Annotated in this window: 15 protein-coding genes; all 15 read left to right on the forward strand. The window is 61.2% G+C overall.

Annotated features, from left to right (window positions below):
- The first annotated feature begins 3 nt into the window (after positions 1–3).
- The 15 genes from LQ788_RS06140 to LQ788_RS06210 all read left to right on the forward strand — a co-directional run bounded on the left by LQ788_RS06140 (position 4) and on the right by LQ788_RS06210 (position 19,002).
- Positions 4–1,641, forward strand: a complete 1,638-nt coding sequence (locus LQ788_RS06140; protein ID WP_231445933.1) for an SCO6880 family protein — start codon at positions 4–6, stop codon at positions 1,639–1,641.
- Entirely contained in the window at positions 1,641–3,218 is a 1,578-nt protein-coding gene (locus tag LQ788_RS06145) for a conjugal transfer protein TraC (protein ID WP_231445935.1), read from the forward strand. The genes LQ788_RS06140 and LQ788_RS06145 overlap by 1 nt, the downstream gene beginning before the upstream one ends.
- Positions 3,218–5,242, forward strand: coding sequence for a type IV secretory system conjugative DNA transfer family protein (locus LQ788_RS06150; protein WP_231445936.1), 2,025 nt, complete (start codon positions 3,218–3,220; stop codon positions 5,240–5,242). The genes LQ788_RS06145 and LQ788_RS06150 overlap by 1 nt, the downstream gene beginning before the upstream one ends.
- A gap of 15 nt (positions 5,243–5,257) precedes the next feature.
- Entirely contained in the window at positions 5,258–5,644 is a 387-nt protein-coding gene (locus tag LQ788_RS06155) for a hypothetical protein (protein ID WP_101574901.1), read from the forward strand.
- 29 nt (positions 5,645–5,673) lie between these two features.
- On the forward strand, positions 5,674–5,982 hold the full coding sequence (locus LQ788_RS06160; protein WP_231445937.1) for a hypothetical protein: 309 nt from the start codon (positions 5,674–5,676) through the stop codon (positions 5,980–5,982).
- The gene (locus LQ788_RS06165) at positions 5,972–6,847 is read left to right on the forward strand and encodes a hypothetical protein (RefSeq protein ID WP_231445938.1); all 876 of its coding nucleotides are present in this window, start codon (positions 5,972–5,974) and stop codon (positions 6,845–6,847) included. Before LQ788_RS06160 ends, LQ788_RS06165 begins: the two co-directional genes overlap by 11 nt.
- Before the next feature lie 34 nt (positions 6,848–6,881).
- Positions 6,882–7,181, forward strand: a complete 300-nt coding sequence (locus LQ788_RS06170) for a hypothetical protein (protein WP_231445939.1) — start codon at positions 6,882–6,884, stop codon at positions 7,179–7,181.
- Between the two features lie 33 nt (positions 7,182–7,214).
- On the forward strand, positions 7,215–7,664 hold the full coding sequence (locus tag LQ788_RS06175; protein ID WP_231445940.1) for a hypothetical protein: 450 nt from the start codon (positions 7,215–7,217) through the stop codon (positions 7,662–7,664).
- A gap of 175 nt (positions 7,665–7,839) precedes the next feature.
- Positions 7,840–8,397, forward strand: coding sequence for a single-stranded DNA-binding protein (locus tag LQ788_RS06180; protein WP_231445941.1), 558 nt, complete (start codon positions 7,840–7,842; stop codon positions 8,395–8,397).
- A gap of 6 nt (positions 8,398–8,403) precedes the next feature.
- Complete coding sequence (locus LQ788_RS06185) at positions 8,404–9,765, forward strand: hypothetical protein (protein ID WP_231445942.1); 1,362 nt, start codon at positions 8,404–8,406, stop codon at positions 9,763–9,765.
- A 6-nt stretch (positions 9,766–9,771) separates the two neighbouring features.
- Positions 9,772–10,569, forward strand: a complete 798-nt coding sequence (locus LQ788_RS06190; RefSeq protein WP_231445943.1) for a DNA-methyltransferase — start codon at positions 9,772–9,774, stop codon at positions 10,567–10,569.
- Positions 10,570–10,593: 24 nt separating this feature from the next.
- A complete protein-coding gene (locus LQ788_RS06195; protein WP_231445944.1) occupies positions 10,594–11,994 on the forward strand; it encodes a hypothetical protein in 1,401 nt (466 codons plus the stop codon).
- A gap of 6 nt (positions 11,995–12,000) precedes the next feature.
- Positions 12,001–12,810, forward strand: coding sequence for a hypothetical protein (locus LQ788_RS06200; RefSeq protein WP_231445945.1), 810 nt, complete (start codon positions 12,001–12,003; stop codon positions 12,808–12,810).
- Positions 12,811–12,997: 187 nt separating this feature from the next.
- Positions 12,998–13,333, forward strand: a complete 336-nt coding sequence (locus LQ788_RS06205) for a hypothetical protein (protein ID WP_231445947.1) — start codon at positions 12,998–13,000, stop codon at positions 13,331–13,333.
- Between the two features lie 44 nt (positions 13,334–13,377).
- Positions 13,378–19,002: a helicase-related protein gene (locus LQ788_RS06210; RefSeq protein ID WP_231445949.1), complete on the forward strand. Its 5,625-nt coding sequence runs from the start codon at positions 13,378–13,380 to the stop codon at positions 19,000–19,002.
- The last annotated feature ends 536 nt before the right edge of the window (positions 19,003–19,538 follow it).

Here is a 19,538-nt window from a genome sequence, read left to right on the forward strand (position 1 = left end):
GCGATGAGTACACAAACACTCAGCAGTGAAGAAAGCGAATGGGACGGCGCCCGGTTCGGGCGAGAGGAATCCACCGGAGTCGTCTTCGGCCTCGATTTCTTGCAGGTGACGTTCCTCGGTATCGGAATGGTCATCGCGGTGGTCTTCGTCATCGCCGGAGGCTTCCCCGGTGGAACACTCGCCGCCGCGGGAACAGTCGCCGTCACGGGCGTCCTGGGCATTCCCCGCATCTTCGGGAAGTCGCTCCTGAAATGGGTGCAGGTCTTCGCGACGTCCTGGTCACGCGGCCGTACCGGTCAAAACGAGTACATGCCCGAAGAAGAGGGCGTCGACGTCGCTATCGGTGACGAGGGCGTCCAGTTGCTCCCGGAACTCGACGTCATCGATCCTCCTAAGCGCAGCGAGGACACACCTCGGGACAAGAAGGGCCGGATCGTCCCACCGAAGCCTGCACGACTGATGCTGCCCGGCGAGTTCGGGGAACTGCTGGTCTACCAGATGCCAGGTGGGGCCGCGTTCGCCTACGACCCGACCTCGAAGGAAGGTGTTGTCGTCGCTCAGATCTCCACGCATAAAGCCTTCGGCCTCGAATCGTTCGATAACCAGGAAGCACGCCTGCGGGCATGGGCAGAAGCCGAAGCAACGATCGCTGGTATCGACGGGGTCCTGAGAGTGCAAATGTCGGACCAGACAACGATTGTCTCGGGTTCGGCCGTCCTGGACCACTACGACCAGGAGATCAACAACTCCCAAGTCGTCGAGGATCCCGATACGGGTGAGAAGGTCCACCAGGCGGGGGAGGCGATCGACCCGTTCTTGCACCAGTCCCTGGTCGACATGCTCTCGGCTGCAGAAGGGCAACCGGTCCACGGAATGTGGATGTCGATTGTGCTCAGCCAGACGAAACTGGCCAAGCGCATTCATTCCTCGGGTCGCGGTATCCGTGGATTCATGGAAACTGCCTTGGTGGCGATGGGAGCCATCGAGTCGGCTCTGCCAGAGTCGGGGACCGAAGTGGTGCGGTGGCATTCTCCCCGGTCGCTGGCAGCACTCATCCGCTCAGCATTCGACCCGGCATCGTCGGTGGAGATCTCCGAGCGCGGAGAAGACGGTGTCGACGTGTCAGCGGCTGGACCCATGTGGGCCAAGGACTCATTGGCAACGTTCTCATCCGAAGGTGCATTGCACCGGACGTTCAAGATCTCGGAGTTCCCTCGCTCACAGGCACAGTTGGGGTTCCTCTCCGGGTTCATCTTCTCCGGGGACTTCCGGCACACGGTCAGCGTGTACATGAAGCCACGCGATATTGGTAAGGCGTTGAAAACGAACGAACGGTCCCGGGCGACATGGGGCACGAACGATACGATCCGGCAGAAGTTGGGCAAGCAGAAGACCCGCCGTAACGACCGACAGATCGAGGACCTGGACCAAGAGGAAGAGGAACTCGTGCGCGGCCATGCGGCGTTGAAGATGACGATCCTCATCACGGTCTCCGCTTTCTCGGAAGAAGAGATGGATGCCAATATCTCTCAGTTGAAGACCTCGGCTGCTCGCGCGAACTGTGAAGTGCGGGTGATGTACGGGCAGCAAGACAGTGCGTTCATGGCATCGGCAACTCCGTTGGGCAGGTTGAGTGTGTAATGGCTAAGAAACAGAATGTTTTCGCGTTCATCGACGGAGACAAGAAGACCCGGAAAGAACAGGCCAGGGCTGTACGCACGCTGGGCCTCGAGGCGCAACGCCAGTTGGCTGAGGCGCAGCCGAAGAAGGACCTCAACGCAGGCTTCCCGAAGCGGCGCTGGTCGCCAGGTGGCCAGCCGCGACGACATTCGGGACGTGGGGCGTCGATCCTTCACGACGGGGGAGTGAAGGTCGCCGGACACACGGCGGCCACGGCGTACCCGTTCTGTGCCGGACCGAACCTGGGAGCGTCTGGTCCTCCGATCGGTGAAGACCTCTACGGGGGTGGGCTGTTCTGTGCGGATCCGTGGGATCTCTACCGTCGGGGCATTATCTCGGGAATGGCGATGCTCCTGTTCGGGACGGTCGGGACGGGGAAGTCGTCGCTGGCGAAGTCGTGGACGACACGGTTGGTGCAGTTCGGGAAGAAGCTCGCTGTCGCCAGTGACCTCAAGGGCGAGTGGACCTGGGTGATTCACCGGCTGAAGGGCAAGGTCATCCAGATCGGTCCCGGCCTTCCTACCCGTCTCAACCCTCTGGAGGAGGGTGTGCGGCCCTCGATCGACCGGATGGGTAACCCGCTGTCGGACGAAGGGTGGACGATGATGGTCCGTACTCGTCGGCTCTCGATCCTCACGACGATCGTGAAGATCCTCACCGGCCAAGACGACCTCACCCCGGCAGAGAACAATGCGCTGCAGGAAGGTGTCGAGGGTGCTGTCGCGATCGCGGAACGCGCGGGGCGGATGATGATCATTCCCGACGTGATCGAAGCATTGAAGGCGGCGCAGAAGAACTCACCGGGCAAGATTGCGGATGCTTGCGAGGATCTGGTCATGTCGCTGGAGAGGCTGCATACCGGCGACGTCGGTGGCATGTTCGATGGACTCTCCACGGTGACGTTCGACTCCGACGTTCCAGCAGTATCGATCGACACTGCCGCGCTGCGGGGAGCGACACAGACGGGCCGGCGGGTCGCCTCGGCGTGCTGTGGCACCTGGATCGAGGCAATGGTCACGAACCCCGACGGTGGGCAACGCCTCGTCGTGTACGAAGAGGGCTGGGATGCTGTGACCTCACGGGCCGACCTCGAGCGGATGGTCGAGAACTGGAAGCTCGCCCGTGACTACGGCATCTTCAACATCCTCGTCCTCCACAAGGTCTCGGACTTGAACATGGCCGGTGACCAGGGATCCCAGATGGCAGCAATGGCGAAGTCGTTGCTCGCCGACGCCGACATCAAGGTCATCTACCGTCAGGACGCGGCCGCACTGCGCGCCACGACAGAAGAACTCGAGCTCAACGACAAGGAACGGCAGATGTTGAAGACACTGCCCAAAGGCACCGGGCTGTGGCGGATGGGACAGAAAACGTTCCACGTCAGCAACGACCTCACCGTCGAGGAAGAACCCCTGTTCGACACCGATCAGCGGTTGCGAGCCTCCGGGGATACCGGTGACGATGATGCGTTCGTAACAGTCGGGGATCACAGATTCACAGACTGGGCGGCACCTGGCGCGGGGAAGGACGTGGCGTGATGGGACTGTTCCAAGAACGGGATAACCAGATGATGGTGTCGTCGAAAGGCGACATTATTCTCTACATCGTCGCCGCCTGCGTCGGGATCCTGGCCCTGCTGACCGGATTGGCAATGGTGGTCAACCGCCTCGCCTGCGGAGCGTGGGCGAGACCATCAGGGATCTTCGACGTATTCTCCTTCTTCGGCACCGGAGACGCCGCGGCCTTCGGCACAACCGAGTCGGGATGCACCGCACCTGGCGCGGCGATCGGCACAGTGTGGGTTGTCGCGTTACTCATCGTCAGCGCGGGGGTGCTGTTCGGGATCGTGAAATACCGGGACTACCTCGAATCCGATGAGTACTTCATCAAGAGGCTGCGCGAACGCCGGGGTGTGGCCAAACGCCGTGAAGTGAACAAAGCGATCGGGCCTCGTGCGGCGAGAAAGGCGGTTGAGAACGTCAGACCGACGATGGTCGACAAGTCGCTTCAGGCGAAGACACTGCGGGCAGTGGGCCTGGCCAAGATTGCTCCCGAGCTGGGCAACATCGAGTTCGGGCAGTGTGAAGGCGTACAGTCCTGGATCGCGTTGGAAGAATCGATCTGCTTCATCGGTCCCCCTCGGTCGGGTAAAGGCGTGAACGTCCTCGTGAAGGCCATCATCGATGCACCCGGCCCGGTGATCACCACGTCTTCGCGTGCGGACAACTATTCAATGACGGCGAGCATTCGTGCGCGCAAGGGCCCAGTGACACTGTTCGACCCCCAAGGGTTGACCGGAAAGCCGACGAGCTTGAAATGGTCACCGATCACTGGGTGCACAAGAGGAATCGTCGCAAGCCAGCGAGCAACGTCATTGATCTCGGCCACCGGGTTGAATGATGATTCGTCGAACTCAGAGTGGAAACCCGCTGCAGTCACGATCATGCAGTCCCTGCTCCACGCCTGTGCCCTGGACAGTGCCAGCGTCGACACGCTCATGCGGTGGGGCACGTCACCAGCGGGTGCGAAGGACGCAGTGAAGATCTTGCGCGACTACGAAGCAGTTGGCATGTCCGAACTCGGATGGGCTGCCAGCCTCGAATCCGAAATCGAGTCGGACCCGAAGATGCGGACGAACAAGTGGTTCGGCGTCGCCAACGCAGTCAGCGGCCTCAGCGTCGGTGCCGTTCGCGAAGTCATGAACCCGAAGGGGACCCACGAAGAATTCAACATCGACGAGTTCATCGAGAACTCCGGCACCCTCTACATCATGGGCACCAAAACCGGTGGCTCGTCCGCCGGCGCCTTCCTGGTGGCGATGATGGACGCCATCACCGAGCGCGGGCGCGAGATCGCGGCCAAACGCGAGGGCAACCGACTCGATCCGCCAATGGCGCTCGTCCTCGACGAGATCGCGAACATCACGAAGGCCTGGGACGGGCTTGTCCCTCTCATGGCTGACGGTGGTGGTGTTGGAATCTGTGTCATGGCCGTGTTCCAGTCCATGGCACAGGTGCGCAACTCCTGGGGTGAACAAGCTGCGTCAGCATTGTTCGACGCTGCGACAGTGAAGATCCAACTGGGTGGTGCCTCGAACACTCAGGACTTGGAGGTGCTGTCTACTCTGGCGGGAAATCGTGAGGTGCTCCGGGCATCTCGGACCCGGCAGAACGACGGGACGACGGTCTCGGAACAGTTGCATGAGAAGAAGGTCTTCGAAGTCTCGGAATTGCACCGTCTGCCGTTCGGCTGGTCGGTCGTATTCTGGCGCAATAAGCGCCCCATGCTCATGCATCTGACTCCGTATTGGAAGTCGAAGTACGCAGCCGAGATCAACATGACGAAGAAGCTCTACGCTCAGTCACTACTCGAAGACAACGAAGACGATCGGTGGCAACACCACCTGTCCACAGCTGGGACGGCAGAAACTGTGGTGGGTGAAGTCGTCGAGACCGACACGAAAGCCTCCGAGCCGCAACAAAAGACGCCGCCGACAGGGGACGACGAGAGCGACGGTGGGACGGAGCACAAGCCTGAACCTCCGTCGGTGACGATGTTCTGATGGTGGTGATTGGTGATGAGCAGGCTCAGCCTCACCCGCACCGGGTCCAGTGCCTACCAGAGCGGGTATCTGCGGTCTCAGCAATGGCATTGGCGGCGACGTCGCTGGTTTCGTGACCGGCGTGCGGCTGGGTTCGAACCAGCCTGCCAAGTGTGCGGAGTCTCGCTTGAGGATGCAGGCACACTCGATCTGCATCATGTGTCGTACGACGGGGTGGTCGAGAACCCGGACGGCTCCTGGACGGCCAGAGAGGCCGATGAGGATCTGATGCCGTTGTGTCGGGACCACCACCAAGCGGTGCATCGGATCATGGACCGCAAACGTGACTTCCACGGGTGGGACCGCCGCCGGGCAACACTCGTGATCGTGGCGTTCCTCAGAGCGAAATGGGAGAAAAAATGAAATCGGATGCAACAAGTGGAGGACCCACGATGAGCGCGAACAGTGATGCGAAACCGATGCTGTGTGAGGTGTGTGGCCGGTTCGCTGAACTCGAGTGGCACTCCATCAGCACCGACTACGAAACGGTCGAGCAATGCTCGGCATCAGTCGTCTCTGGCGGGACGGGATATTGGTTGTGTTCGGACCTGTGCCACACCACCGCCCACGAGTTGATGAAAGACGAGACCGGGGAAGGTCGGTCAGCGAAGGTGATCGGGGCAATGGTGCGCCGTCTCGCCGAAGCCGTGTCGGCGAAAGCACGGAAGTATCACAAGAAGGGACGGACCAATGGTCGATGAACCCGAACCCACACCGGAATCCGACGACGATGTCGACCCCAGTGACCTTGATGCGTTGCTGGCGAAGATCACGGACCCGGACCAGGTGTATGAGAACACGTCGTCCTCTCCGTATGTTGATCCGGGCTTGATGGGGTTGATGGAACAGACGACGTATCCGGAATGGTTGGGAATGCGGTGGCGGGAGATCCCCGTCGAGCTCCAGCAAGAAGCCTGGGTAGGGCTGCGTCGGTGGGTGGACTGGTTGATCGCCGAATTCAAGATCAACAAGTCAGTGATCCCTCCGTGCTGGTTCCGGCACACCGAAATCGTTGCTGAACTCCACGCAGCCATGAACCTCGAATGGAAAGCATGGGAAGAGGGCGCCCCGACGGTGAATCCGATGTGGATGTGGTTGCCGCAACTGCAGGCCATGATCATGCGTCTGCGCGGGTTCGTGTCAGAACTCGGCGGTTGTGGGGAAGGCTCTCATCAAGAACCGGACGTCGTGAAGCGTGACTACGACGAAGAGCTGTGGGAACAGACCGTGTTCACGCGGACCGAGACGAAGACACTGGACCGGCCCACACAGACCGGAGAAGCGACTTTCGTGCGGGTGCGTGTCGTGGATGACAACGGTGAACTGGTGGGGGAATCGAACCTCGGCGGTGCCGGAGCGAGACGAAAAGCTCGAGGCGAGTCAACAGCTGTGCTCACTGGTGATGGTGTGCCTGGCGGGTCTGATGCCGTGTTGACAACGACGGTCGCGCAGGTGCCCGAGGCGATGGAACTTGTTTGGGAGAGAGCTGACTCCAAGGACGGTCCATGGACCGGCTTCGACGACGAGGACGCTGAGAGCGAAGAGCAGCCGCCCGCGGACCTGTGAGCGGTTAAGAGACCGATTCGAAAGGAGACTCACGGTGAAACAAAGAGAAGCGTTCGAGCACCAGCTTGGTACGTGTTATCGCACTGAAATCCAGGTTGCTGACGAAGACGGTGGATCCTGGATGGTCGAGGACCTCGACGGGAACGAGATCTGCTGGATCTTTGAGTACTCCGATGGCTGGAAACGCAAAACCCCGTTGGCGAACTACCCGCAGGGCCGTTACGAGAGCTTCAGAGCTGCGTTGGATGCTCACGTGGCCGCGATCGATGCGTCCGCTGGTGTTCAGACGGATGAGTTGTTCTGGATGGGCAAGGGCCTGCCTCGGTGGGTGTGAACGAGCGACGAGAGGACGAGGAAGGAAGAAGCCATGGTGACAGGGAGTGAGTTCGATAAGGCATCGGCGGCCGCTCACGAGGCGTTGGAGGCGTTTCGTGTTGCGAGCAGTCGAAGGGACAAAGCGACAGAAGACCTGCGCCGGGTGCAGTGCTTGGCAGTGTTCAAGTATTTGACGCCGGGGCCCGACGGCGAAGAGTGGGAAATCGAGACCGAGTGCGGGCGACGGGCCGGTCACGAGGGAGACCATGACGAGCGCGCGACAGTGGAGACCGTTCACGACGCGACTTTCGAATCACTGGTGAACGATCGGGGTCGGTTCGGCATGGAAGCTGCTCGAGCTGGCCGCGAGTTCGACGAAGCGCAAGAAGCACTGGCGGCGCTCGAATGCGGAGACACAACGTCAAGCGCGTTGGGGTGCTGTCTGAGGCTGGGGCACGACGGTGACCACGTGTGCCCGACCCATATTGAAATCGTCGCCTGAACATCAGCGGGGCAGAACAGAGGAAAGCGGTGGCCTGATCACACAGGTCGCCGCTTTCACTGTGTTTACGGTGTTTCGGGTGCAAATGTTTGTCACTCGAAGGCACGGAACGGCTGGTGGGTACTCCTGGTGAGTCGCAATGAATGCGGACTCACGATTGAGGAGAGTGAGCACGATGGCCGAGAAGAGAACCGTCAAAGCATATGTCGCCGATGACCCCAAACTGATCAACACCCCGGAGGGGAAGTCGTTCGTGGCGTTCCCCGTGGTGGAGAACAAACGTTATAAGGATCCGGACACTCAGGAGTGGAAGGACGCGAAGGCCACTCGGTACGAAGTCACGGTCGACCAGCCGAAGCTGCGTGACAACGTTCTTGCCTCGCTCGAGAAGGGCCAACGTGTCAGTGTCGAGGGCAACTACGTGCCGAAACCCTACATTGATGGGCAGGGCAACCAGCGGGTCGGACACAAAATCTACGCCCACGACGTCTCGGCCAGCTACATGCACGAATCACAAGGACGCGGTGGCGTCGCCGTCGGCCGCGACATTCAGCAGGACGTGACCCAGAGTGTGAGCGGTCCCGAAGCGGAGAGCTCGCTTGCCTGGGGTCAGAACCCGGACCCGTATCCGGAGCATTCTCAGCAGTTCGCTGATCGTGGCCAGGCAGTCCATCAGCAGTACTCACCGCCCCCGCCACCGGATCACGCACCCGATGCTGGTCTGGGACGGTGAACGGACATGGTTGATGCCTTCGAGCCGGGTTCCATGCCGTGGGGCGATCTGCATAAAGAACGGCTCGCTGCAGCCGACGCCGTCGTCAGTCGGATGCGAAGGGAAGTGGTTATCCGCCTCGCGAATGCGCACGAAGATCTGATGAAGCGTCCCGCACGAGACCGATTCCTCATCGACGACGAACTGCGATACCGACTGACTGAGGCCGTGTCAGAAGCGGGAGTGTCCCGTGCGATTCGTATCTATGAAGAATCCAGCACCTTGCTGCAGCTCGCTGGAGACACGGAAGGGCATCGGGAAACAGCAGCGCGTGCTGCACACTTGAAGGCCTTCCAGGCGGCGATCACGGCCGCTGAGAGCGATTCGCGGCCATGGTTGGCCGGAATGTCAGTGACAACAGCAGAGGTCGTGAGCCCTGAGCGTATGCCGGATCTGCGGCAAACCCGCGAGTGGGGCGTGATGCAGCAAGCCAGCCTGGAGGCGACGGTCTCGTGCATGCCACCCAATCCAGAGAGCTGGACGGCCGCTGATGGGCGGGGTCTTCAACGTTTGGAGGCCCAGAACGCTGATGTTGCGGCATGGTCGGCTCTTGATCGGCCACCGTCGGAAAATCTGCCTCTCGATGAACCGGTGGCGGCCGGTCACCTCTTGCGTGAGCAGATTGCGCAACGACTCAAGCCCAGCTGTCGTCGAACTGATCTCAACGAGGATACCAAGTACGAGGTGTATTCCAGTCACGAGTACTGGAGGGATACTCAAACTCGCTTGGTATCGGTGGGCGTTCCTGAGGGTGCAGACCTCGAGCAAGAAGAATTCGTCGAGGTACCCAATGAGGATGGTCCTGCGCCGACGAGTGATTGGTGGGTGTTGCGCAATGGTGTCCCGGTCGAGATTGATTCGTTCCCAGCTCCGAACGAGTCTGTTCAACAGCACGCCGACGTGAGATTCAAGCTGCCCCGCCCGGTGTGGGAAGCGAGCCGGGAGTCTATGGGGCCGGCGTTCGACCACGTCGTGATCGAGGGCGAGAGAGACGTCGACGTGACTGTCAGCGCACAGCAGCGTCTCGAGCTACGAGAGCGAGCCGAGGACGTGCAGTTCAGGACGGTCTATAACGCTCAGGAACGCATCGAGTCCATCCAGAGCAGCGACGATTACGGCCTCGACGGTGGCGCGACTGCGCAGGAGGTTGCGGTGCTGCGCGACGATTCGGAGCGAGTCGCATATCAGTGCAGCGTCGTCGTCGGTGCACTGAACTCAGCCAAGCCCGTGACGATGCACAACAGCGCCCCAGCACCGTCGGTGGCACCGTACCTGAGTCATCCTCCGACATCGGCGCCCGCCGTTGCCGGTGCGGACTTGGAGCGGTGATCAAGGGTGGATGCCTACTACGAAGATGACGATGTGGTGATCTACCACGGTGATTGCGCCGACCTCCTGCCGGAGTTCTCGCGTGTGGACCATGTGATCACCGACCCGCCCTACGGGGAGCACATTCACTCGAACGCACGGTCGGGGCGGATGAGAGCAGCCAATGACCGTGGGGGCCGTTACGGGGCCGACGTGCGCCGTACCGTCGATCTGGGATTCGACCACCTGGATGCGGACTTACGAAGACTGTGCGCGGCAGAGTTCGCACGGATCGCGGCACGATGGGTGCTCGTGTTCTCCGACGTCGAGTCCGACCACCTGTGGCGAGAGGACCTCACGAGTGCGGGCCTGGACTATGTGCGCACCGGGGCGTGGGTGAAACTCGGCGCGACTCCACAATTCTCCGGGGACCGTCCCGCAACCGGATTCGAGGCCATCACTATCGCCCATCCGAAGGGTCGGAAGAGGTGGAACGGGGGCGGCAAGCATGCCGTGTGGTCGTTCCCGATCGTTCTCGATCGGGGCCGGACCGGATCACGGTTGCACACGACGCAGAAACCCCAAGAACTCATGCACACACTCCTGACTCAGTTCACTGACCCAGGAGAGACGATCCTTGACCCTTTCGCCGGGTCGGGGACGACATTGGCGGCGGCACGGATGCTGGGGCGCAAAGCGATCGGCATCGAGAAGAACGAACAGTACTGCGAGGTCATGGCCCGCCGGTTCGATCAAGGAGTGCTCCCCGTCGGAGAACCTACCAGCGACACGAGCATGGGCGACCTGGCGCGGTTGAGCGCCTAAGACAGCACGAGAAAGAGAACGATCATGAACACAACTGAGTTGGAACACTTGCACGCCGAACTCGCAGCCGCCCCTCCCGGGGCTGCGATGCGCTTGGGCGTCGACGGGAACACCCCAGACGATGTTGCGCTGCGGTGGGAGCGCTGGAGCGAACTTGCCGATCACGAACAGTGGTTGCGCCGCCAATCCCGGGAAGCTGGCGAACCCGCAGATCCTGGAATATTCGGTCTCGATGCTGTCGGTTACGCCTATGGGGACCTCGACCGCATCGAAAACGGTGGGGTCTTGATCTACCAGATGGAAGATCATCTGGGCACCGGCCACGGGGACATGTCACCAGAGATCCTTGAAAGGGTCGTCGACGATGCGATCGCCGACGCACGCAACCCGGCCAGGACAGTGCGGGTTCCGGGCCGGGAAGAGGCCCAACAGTGGTGGAGCGAGGCACGAGACGATTATCAGACCCGCCGTGAGTCCGGGAATGGCCCTCTGGATCTGGTGGAAGCCGATGAGGCCGTGGTGCTGTTGCGGAAACGTATCGTCGATGCACTCGTCCATGGGCAAGCAATGGCCGAGGAACCGACACGGCGGGCCGAGGCCGAACGATACATCAAACGCGAGATCGCAATGGCTGGCGAACACGTGGAGCTGGCCACCCGGAAATACCGGGCTGCCGCCAAAGACTTCCGGGAAACGAGAGAACGTGAAACCACGCCTGAGTCGCTTCGTGAGTTGTTCGAGGCCAATGAGCGGGTCGCGGCGAGCAGAGCGGCCGCGCTGACTGCGTACTCGGTGGCACTGCAGCAGGCGGCGCAGCGGACGACACCGTTCATGGCGTGCCTGCGCCGGAGTCTGGGCGAGAGGTTCCCCCACGAGTACCGGGAGGTTCTTGCAACGAAGGCAGGCAAGCTCACCGAACAATCCAGTGTCGAGGCGGCATTGCGTCTGACGCCGGGGGATCCAATGCACTGGTACCCGGAGAAGGACGGCATGATCAAACAGATTCACCGCTACATTGATGCCGCCCAGGAACGAGACCGTCTCGACTGGGACGAGATGGTCGACCGGCGTCACCTGCCACGCACCCCCACTCTGAGAGGGCAGGCGTTGGCGATGGCCTGCTATGACGTCATCAGCCGTGAGCAGAAGGAACTCAGCGACCGGTGGAGGAAACTCTCATCGGTCGAACGGTCCATCGTCGATGACCGTGGAGTCAACAGTGCCCGGGCGCATGACTACGCCGCCGGGATCGGGATTCCCGCGATGCCAGCCCTCACGCTGGCAGACCAGGCAAGAGAGCCCGGTGAGGGACTGAGCCTGCAGAAGGGGATGATCGAGAAGTCCACAGACCCGCAAAGCATGTACGGGGTGGAACCGCCCACCGTCGAGTTCGAACAGACATCGACGTTCGAGATGTGGAAGTGACCGATCATGGCCGATACCGATATTGCTGAGGTCCGTGACCGGATGGGGCTACGAGTCCGCCTCGTCAGACAGTTGGGTCAACGGATCACTGAGGCACCAGAGTCTCAGCTGGAGTACATGGAAGACGTGCAGAAGCTGCTGACCGGTCAGGCGAGAGACGCCGAACGCGCGGCAAACGACTTGGCAGAGCAGGCACCGGGCGAGGCCGCGGTGATGGAACGCTACGCCGATGCGCTCGTCGCGGCGAAGGATCCCGTCACGGGTGGTCAGGACTGGGCAATCGTGAAGCGGGCAATCCAAACCGAACTGCCCGAGGCGGCGGCCAGGCAGCTCGAGGACAGTCAGAGCATGTACGTGACGAAAGCCGCGAGTAGGGAAGCGGCATTGATGTCATGGACACCGACGGCAGAACCGGCCCAGGTCGAAACCGCACTCAACCGGTACTGGGACGCCCACGAGAAGCAAGATCGGGCGTGCACGATCGACCTGGGCGAGTCCGGTCAAAAATATGACCGGTCACGCTTGGTCACTGAATCCTGGAGAGCTGTGTCCGGAGATGCGGATTTGGACGCGCGTGCCCGGACACGGTTCGAGCAATCGAGTGCACTGATGGACGAACCGGAGTCTGTGACCGGTCAGCTTGCGGCTCGGATGATGACCGTTGACCGGGCGACCGGGGTCACTCAGACACGTGCCTGGGATGAGCATATGGGCCGTGACCGGTCGGCGGCGGTCACCGTGACCGGGCCGAGCTTGGACATGATGACCGGCCCTGGTGTGACCGGTCACGGGCCGGACGCCAGCCTTGACCGGTGACCGATCGGCACCAATCCGCACGACCATTGACAAATAGATCATACGTTCTAATATATGAGGTAAGGCAGAATGGCGAAAAAACAGTTCGAAGACGCTGAGGGCCTGTTCGACCTCATCTTCTCAGGTGAAGGTGATGAGCAGCCGGTGCTGACGGTCAAGCAGGAACTGGTCACCGAACCAGGCGTCGATGACAATGCAGGAGCAGGTGAGGATGATGGCAGAGGGCAGGAGAATCCGGGAGTACGTGGAGACGTTCGCCCCCTCGCGGGCAGCAACGATTCAGAACCCGGACGACCACTACCAGGTGCTGAGCGAGGAATACCTGCAGAGGTGGCACCAGGTGCTCGAGGTTCTGGAGCCGGAAGGCGTGCAGGCCACGGCAGAGGAGAGAGCGAATCCGCTGCTGCTGATCGGGAAGAGCCGAGCGAACCGGAGGCAGGCCGACGAAATAGCCTGGCAGGAAGTAGTCCTCGACCGGTATCCACCCGAGGTCGACGAGACCGGTACTCCACTGGGCGACTGAGCCTGACCGACTTCCTCGAGTCGGACAACATCGAGGTCGTGTCCGTGACCGGCGAGATCGCTGAGCCGGTCACGGACACATTGCGTGACCGGTCACGACCGGACTCAAACACCGAAGGGGCCGGTCAGGTGACCGGCCGGGTCTTCCGTATTGACCGGTCACAGGAATACGTGCCATCGGGTCCGAAAGCCCGTTTCCAGGCGAACATTGCTGCGATTGAGCGTGTCCGGTCACTGACCGCCACTGGCCGGTCAGTGACCGACCAGGATCAGGACGTCCTGGCCGGGTGGTCATCGTGGGGAGCCGTGGCCGATGTATTCGATGAGTCGAAGGGCAACTGGGCCAGGGAACGAGAGCAACTGCGTGCGTTGCTGACCGAGGACGAATGGGAGGCCGCTCGAGCGACGACGATCAACGCCCATTACACGTCGCCGGCGATCGTGACACACATGTGGTCGGCCATGTCGCGGCTGGGGGTCGAAGAGGGCCGTGTCCTCGAGCCGGGGTGCGGATCCGGCAACTTCATCGGTACCGCGCCCGAGGGCATGAGCATGGTCGGAGTCGAACTCGACCCGCTGTCTGCGAAGATCGCGGGATACCTGTACCCGCACGCTGATGTGCGCAACGAATCGTTCGCTAAGACGCTGATTCGCCCGGACCAGTTCGACGCCGCGATCGCGAACGTCCCATTCGGCAGCTTCCCGGTATTCGACCCGTCGTGGAACCCGGGAGAACGGTTCTCAATCCACAATCACTTCATCCGCAAGGCCGTCGGCGGACTCCATAATGGGGGAGTCGCGGTGATGATGACCTCGGCATACACGATGGATGCACAGAACCCCGCCTTCCGTGCCGAGATCAGCCGCGAGGCCGATCTCGTCGGCGCGGTGCGACTGCCCAATGGCACACATCGACGGACTGCAGGGACCGAAGTCGTCACCGACGTGTTGGTCTTCCGCAAACGCCTGCCAGGAGAAGAACCGACACCGGAGACACTGCGCTGGGTGAGGGCAGTGCCCACGCCCATTGAAGGTGCCGAGACGTCACCGTTGATGAACCGGTACTTCCAGGACCATCCTGAGAACGTCCTGGGCACAGTATCGGTCTCGACGTTCCGCGACTCACAGATCGACGTCACCGCTGAGAACCTGGCCGACGTTCCCGCCGACCTGGGACAGCGGCTGTCGGCAATCGTGGACGCCGCGAACGAGCGCGGACGGGCCTATGTGCCGCCGAGCCCGGAAGTCATCGCCGCCCGGGAGCAGACGCCGGTGATCGAGCTGGCACCCGGGCAATGGCCAGGAACGCTGGTCGAGACCGAACCAAGCGTATTCGTGCGTGCGCTCAGGGACGTGACCGAAGAGGTCAAAGTGCCGAAAAACGCGATGGCCGAAGTGCGGTCACTGATGGATCTGCGCGATCGCGCGGCCGCGCTCATCGAAGGGCAGGTGGCGAACCCGGTCGATACCGATGAACTCGTTGCTCTGCGCGAGGACACCCGACGCGTGTGGGCCAAGCATGTGGAGAAGTTCGGACCGATCAACCGGCACCAGACCAGGTGGCAGACGAAGACGGTCCGCAACGAGGACACCGGGGAACGTGAACAAGTACGGGTGCAGGTCAGGGTCGACCCGACACCTGCGAAGATCATGCGTGCGGATCCGATGTGGTCGTTGACGAAGGCCCTCGAGGTCTACAACGACGAGACCGGCGAAGCGATCGCCGCTGATGTCCTCCACCAGAGGACTGTGGAACAGAACCGGCCCCTACTTGGAGCCGACACCGCCGAAGAAGCTGTCGCACTGTGCCTCGATGCACGAGGGAGGGCCGAGCTCGACCGGATCGCGAACCTGCTGGGCACCGACGAATCAACCGCCAGGCGTGAACTGGGTGAACTCGTCTTCGACGACCCAGTGACCGGGCAGCTGGCCACCCGTGCGGAATACCTCTCAGGCAACGTACGGGCGAAGTTGGAGGCAGCCGAGAGTGCCGCGAGTGAAGACGATCGGTACGCGGTGAACGTGAGAGCACTGACGGCGGTGATCCCCGACGACATTGGACTCGAAGACATCACCCCGACCATCGGGGCAGTGTGGATCCCGGCCAGTGACCATGAACAGTTCCTCCGCGACATTGCCCGCGACCGTTGGGCGAAAGTCCATAAGGCTGGCGCCGGGTTCTGGGAAGTTGAACACGGGGGAGACCGGCGCACTGTTGAGGCTATCTCCGAGTGGGGTACGGAGCGGATGCCGGTCTATGACATCTACCGGAAACTCCTGTCGGGCACCGAGATCAAAGTCATGGACACCCTCGAGGACAAGACACGAGTGCTCAACGCCACAGAGACCGAGGCCGCGAGGGCCAAGGCCGATGAGATCGTCGAGAGGTTTGAAGACTGGGTCTGGGAAGACCCTGCCCGATCGGCACGCCTGTGCGCTGACTACAACAAACGCTTCAACTCACTGGTACCCCGTGACTATGAACCCGAAGCCGAACGGTTGAGTCTGCCGGGACTCGTCGATGACTACGTTCCACACCCGCATCAGAAGACCGCCGTGGCGCGGATCATCGCGGAGCCGGCTGTTGGGCTCTTCCATGTTGTCGGTGCCGGAAAGACTGGTGCCGCAGTCATGGGAATGATGGAGCTCAAACGTCGCGGTCTGGTCTCGAAACCGGCAGTGCTGGTGCCTGGGCACATGCTCGAGCAGTTCACTCGTGAGTGGCAGGAAATGTACCCGAACGCGAAGCTGCTTTCTGCAGGCAGTGACGACCTTGCGGTTAAGGGCGGCAACCTCAACGCCCGGAGAGCCTTCATCGCGCAAGCCACCACGGGCGACTGGGACGGGATCGTCATGACCCATGCTGCTTTCCGGCTCCTGGGAGTGAAGGCCGATACCGCGAAGCAGTACTTTCGAGACATCACCGCCGACCTGGACCAGGCGCGAGCCGACATGGAGGCCGCGACGGGGAAGGAAACGAGCCGGACGGTCAAACAGATCGAGGGGGCGAAGAAGACTCAGGAGGCCAGGCTCGAGAAGATTCTGTCGAAGGCGGATGAGACGAATCTGTCATTCGAAGACACCGGGATCGACTACCTCACCGTCGATGAGGCCCACGAGTTCAAGAACCTCCATACCCCGACGTCGATTGCAGGGGCCTTCATTGAGGGCTCGCAGATGGCCACGGATCTGGATATGAAGATCGGGTATCTGCGTGAGACCTACGGGGAGAGAGTCGTGACGCTGGCGACGGGTACCCCGATCGCGAACTCGATCAGCGAAGCCCACGTCATGGCCCGGTACCTGCGCCCGGATCTGCTCGAGGATGCAGGAGTGCGCTCGTTCGATCAGTGGGGTGCCACTTTCGGGGAAACGGTCACGAGGATCGAACGCGACGCAGCTGGTCGGTTGAAGCAGCGCACACGATTCGCGAAGTTTAAGAACGTGCCCGAAATGCTCTCGTCGTGGCAGCAGTTCGCGGATGTACGCCGGTCTGAGGACCTCAACCTGCCGGTACCGGACCAGGCGGTCAACACGGCGGGGGAACGGCGACCCGAAATGGTGATCATTCCTCGCACCGAGACCCACGCCGCGTACATGGAGTATCTCGAGGAACGGCTCGATAAGCTCAGCGGTCGACCAGAAAAGGGTGCAGATAATCACCTCACGGTCTACAACGACGGACGCAAAGTCGCCCTGGATCCCCGCATGGTTGGCGAAGGATTCAGCGGGGACGTGAAAATCAACTACGTGACCCGCCGAATCGCTAAGATTTGGCGGGAGAACCGCGACAACGAATACCTGGTCCCCGGCACGAACGATGTCTCGGCGAATAAGGGTGCGTTGCAGATCGTGTTCTGTGACCTCTCGACTCCAAACGATGAGGAATGGAACGCCTATGACCAGATGAAGTCCGACCTCGTGACCCGGCACGGCCTCGACCGTGACCGGATCCGGTTCATCCACGACGCGAAGGACGACGAGGCACGAGCGAACCTGTTCAAGGCCGCGCGTGAGGGGCACATTGATGTGCTCATCGGGTCGAGTCAGAAGATGGGGACCGGGGCGAACATTCAGGCCAGAGCGATCGCGATGCATCACGTGGATTGCCCGTGGCGGCCGGACCAGCTCGAGCAGCGGGAGGGCAGGATTCTGCGGCAGGGTAACCAGAACGGTGAGGTCCAGATCTACCGGTATGCCACGGAGAACACGTTCGACTCGACGTCGTGGGACATTATCGGTCGCAAGGCCACCGCGATCTCGCAGGTGATGCGGGGCCGGCTGGACGTGCGGGAACTCGATGATCCTGGTGATTTGGCGTTGGATGCGCAGCAGATGATGGCCGGGTCGTCAGGCAACCCGTTGTTGATGGAGCGCACTGAGGTGGACGTGACAGTGCAGAAACTCTCCCGTCGTGCCCGTGGCCATGAGAAAGCTCAAGCCGCGCTGCGGTTCCGTCGCACCTCGGCGGAACAATGGATTGCTCAGGTTGATCGGCGTCTGCCGGACGTTGAGTCCGCTATTGCACGACGTGTTGATACTCGTGGTGACCTGTTCAAGGCCACTGTGGCGGGGGAGGTGTTCGATGATCGGCAGGAAGCCTCGGCAGCGATCTATGAACACATTCGTGCCGTATCGCGGCCTGGTGGCGGACTTTTGAACGGTGACGGTAACCGCGTTGAGATTGGTGGGTTCACCGTCACGGTGGACGTTCACTACAACGTTGTCGAAGGTCGCCGCTTGTTGCTGATCCCCGATAAAACGGGGGCTGATGCTGAGGCGATGCAGGTCGACGTCGACTGTGACGCGCTCCTTGATCCTCGGAGTCATGCTGAGCGGAATGTTGCGCAGCTGTTGGAGAACAAGATTACGGGCCTTGACCGTCTGCGCGACAGATTGCTGGCTAACCGTGCCGAGGCTGAGGCGACGATCGAATCGGTCGATGGGCAGTTGGGGAGACCGTTCAAACACGCTGAGGAACTTGTCGAGGCGAAGACGCGTCTGTCTGAGATTGATCAGAAGATCCGGGCCATGCAGGAGACCGAAGAACGAAAGAAACGGCAGGAGCCGACTGCGGAAGCACAGGACGAGGCGGCGTATTCGGTGACGAAGGCCGATGTGATTCCAATACGGGCGGGTGTACAGACGGGTGAACCAGAGGTCAGCGAGTACACCGCTGACGGTCGGGCCGCCGAGGGCGCACCCTTCGTTGATGAAGCCCGTGCAGGGCAAGCTGCGCACGCCCAGAGTGCGCGGATGGGGCTGTCGGAGCGTCTGGGAGGTGAGGCGAACAAGATCACGAGCCAGGTTGAGGAACGGGTGGCTGCAGCCGTGGAGCGTGTGCGAATCGAGGCAGCGGATAAGACGAAGCTGTCTCCGGCGTTGAGTGTCTATCGGTTTGAGCTCGAGCGGTTGACTAAAATGTGTTCGACCGGTTTGGAAGCATATTCGGCCGCGATGAAATCAGCAGGAAGCAGAGTGCACAAAGACGAGCTGAAAAACCACAAAGCACAGTTGGACGACGTCCACGGGAAGATTAGGCAGCTACAGGAGAATCTGAGCGTGGTCGAGGCGAAGGTGGCACGAGCACCTGGCGAACTCGTCTCACCTGACCTCTACACGCCACCAACGCGTCAACCGTCGGCTGTAGTGCCCAGTATTGATTTATAGAGCGGTTCATGCCGCCGGCTGGTAGCGACTCGTCTCTTGTGTCGTCGCAGCATTCGGTGGAGAGTGGAGCGCAAGATCTGGAAGTCGGCCGCGGTGGAGGTCTGGCTGTGTTCGCCGGTTTCCGCTACTGCGACGATGGCGCGTTCTTTGGCGGGCGAGTGCCTTGGCTTACGATCACCCACTTTCCTACGCGCACGTGCATTCAGACTGGCATGTGTTCGTTCGAAGTGTGGGTTTCAGTATCGGTAGCGCTCTCGCGGGGCTTCTTCTGGGAATAGCACCACTCACAGGAACGATGTTGCCGGCCGAAAGTGGGTACAAGCTCGCAACTGTTTGCGGACTGCCCCTCGTAACCATTAGCAGTCTTAGTGCGCTCCTAGCTCGCAGGAAAATAGGGTGCCGAGTAAGGATCGTTTGTTCTCAAACAGGGTCACGCGATGGCAAATCCATAGACGTCTTTCCAGCGATCTCATTCGTAAGCTGTAGCCTCACGAACAGCTGTTGGCCACGGTTGAATAGGCTGCCATCCAACCTCG

It is taken from the genome of Brevibacterium zhoupengii, assembly GCF_021117425.1.
GTDB lineage: Bacteria > Actinomycetota > Actinomycetes > Actinomycetales > Brevibacteriaceae > Brevibacterium > Brevibacterium zhoupengii.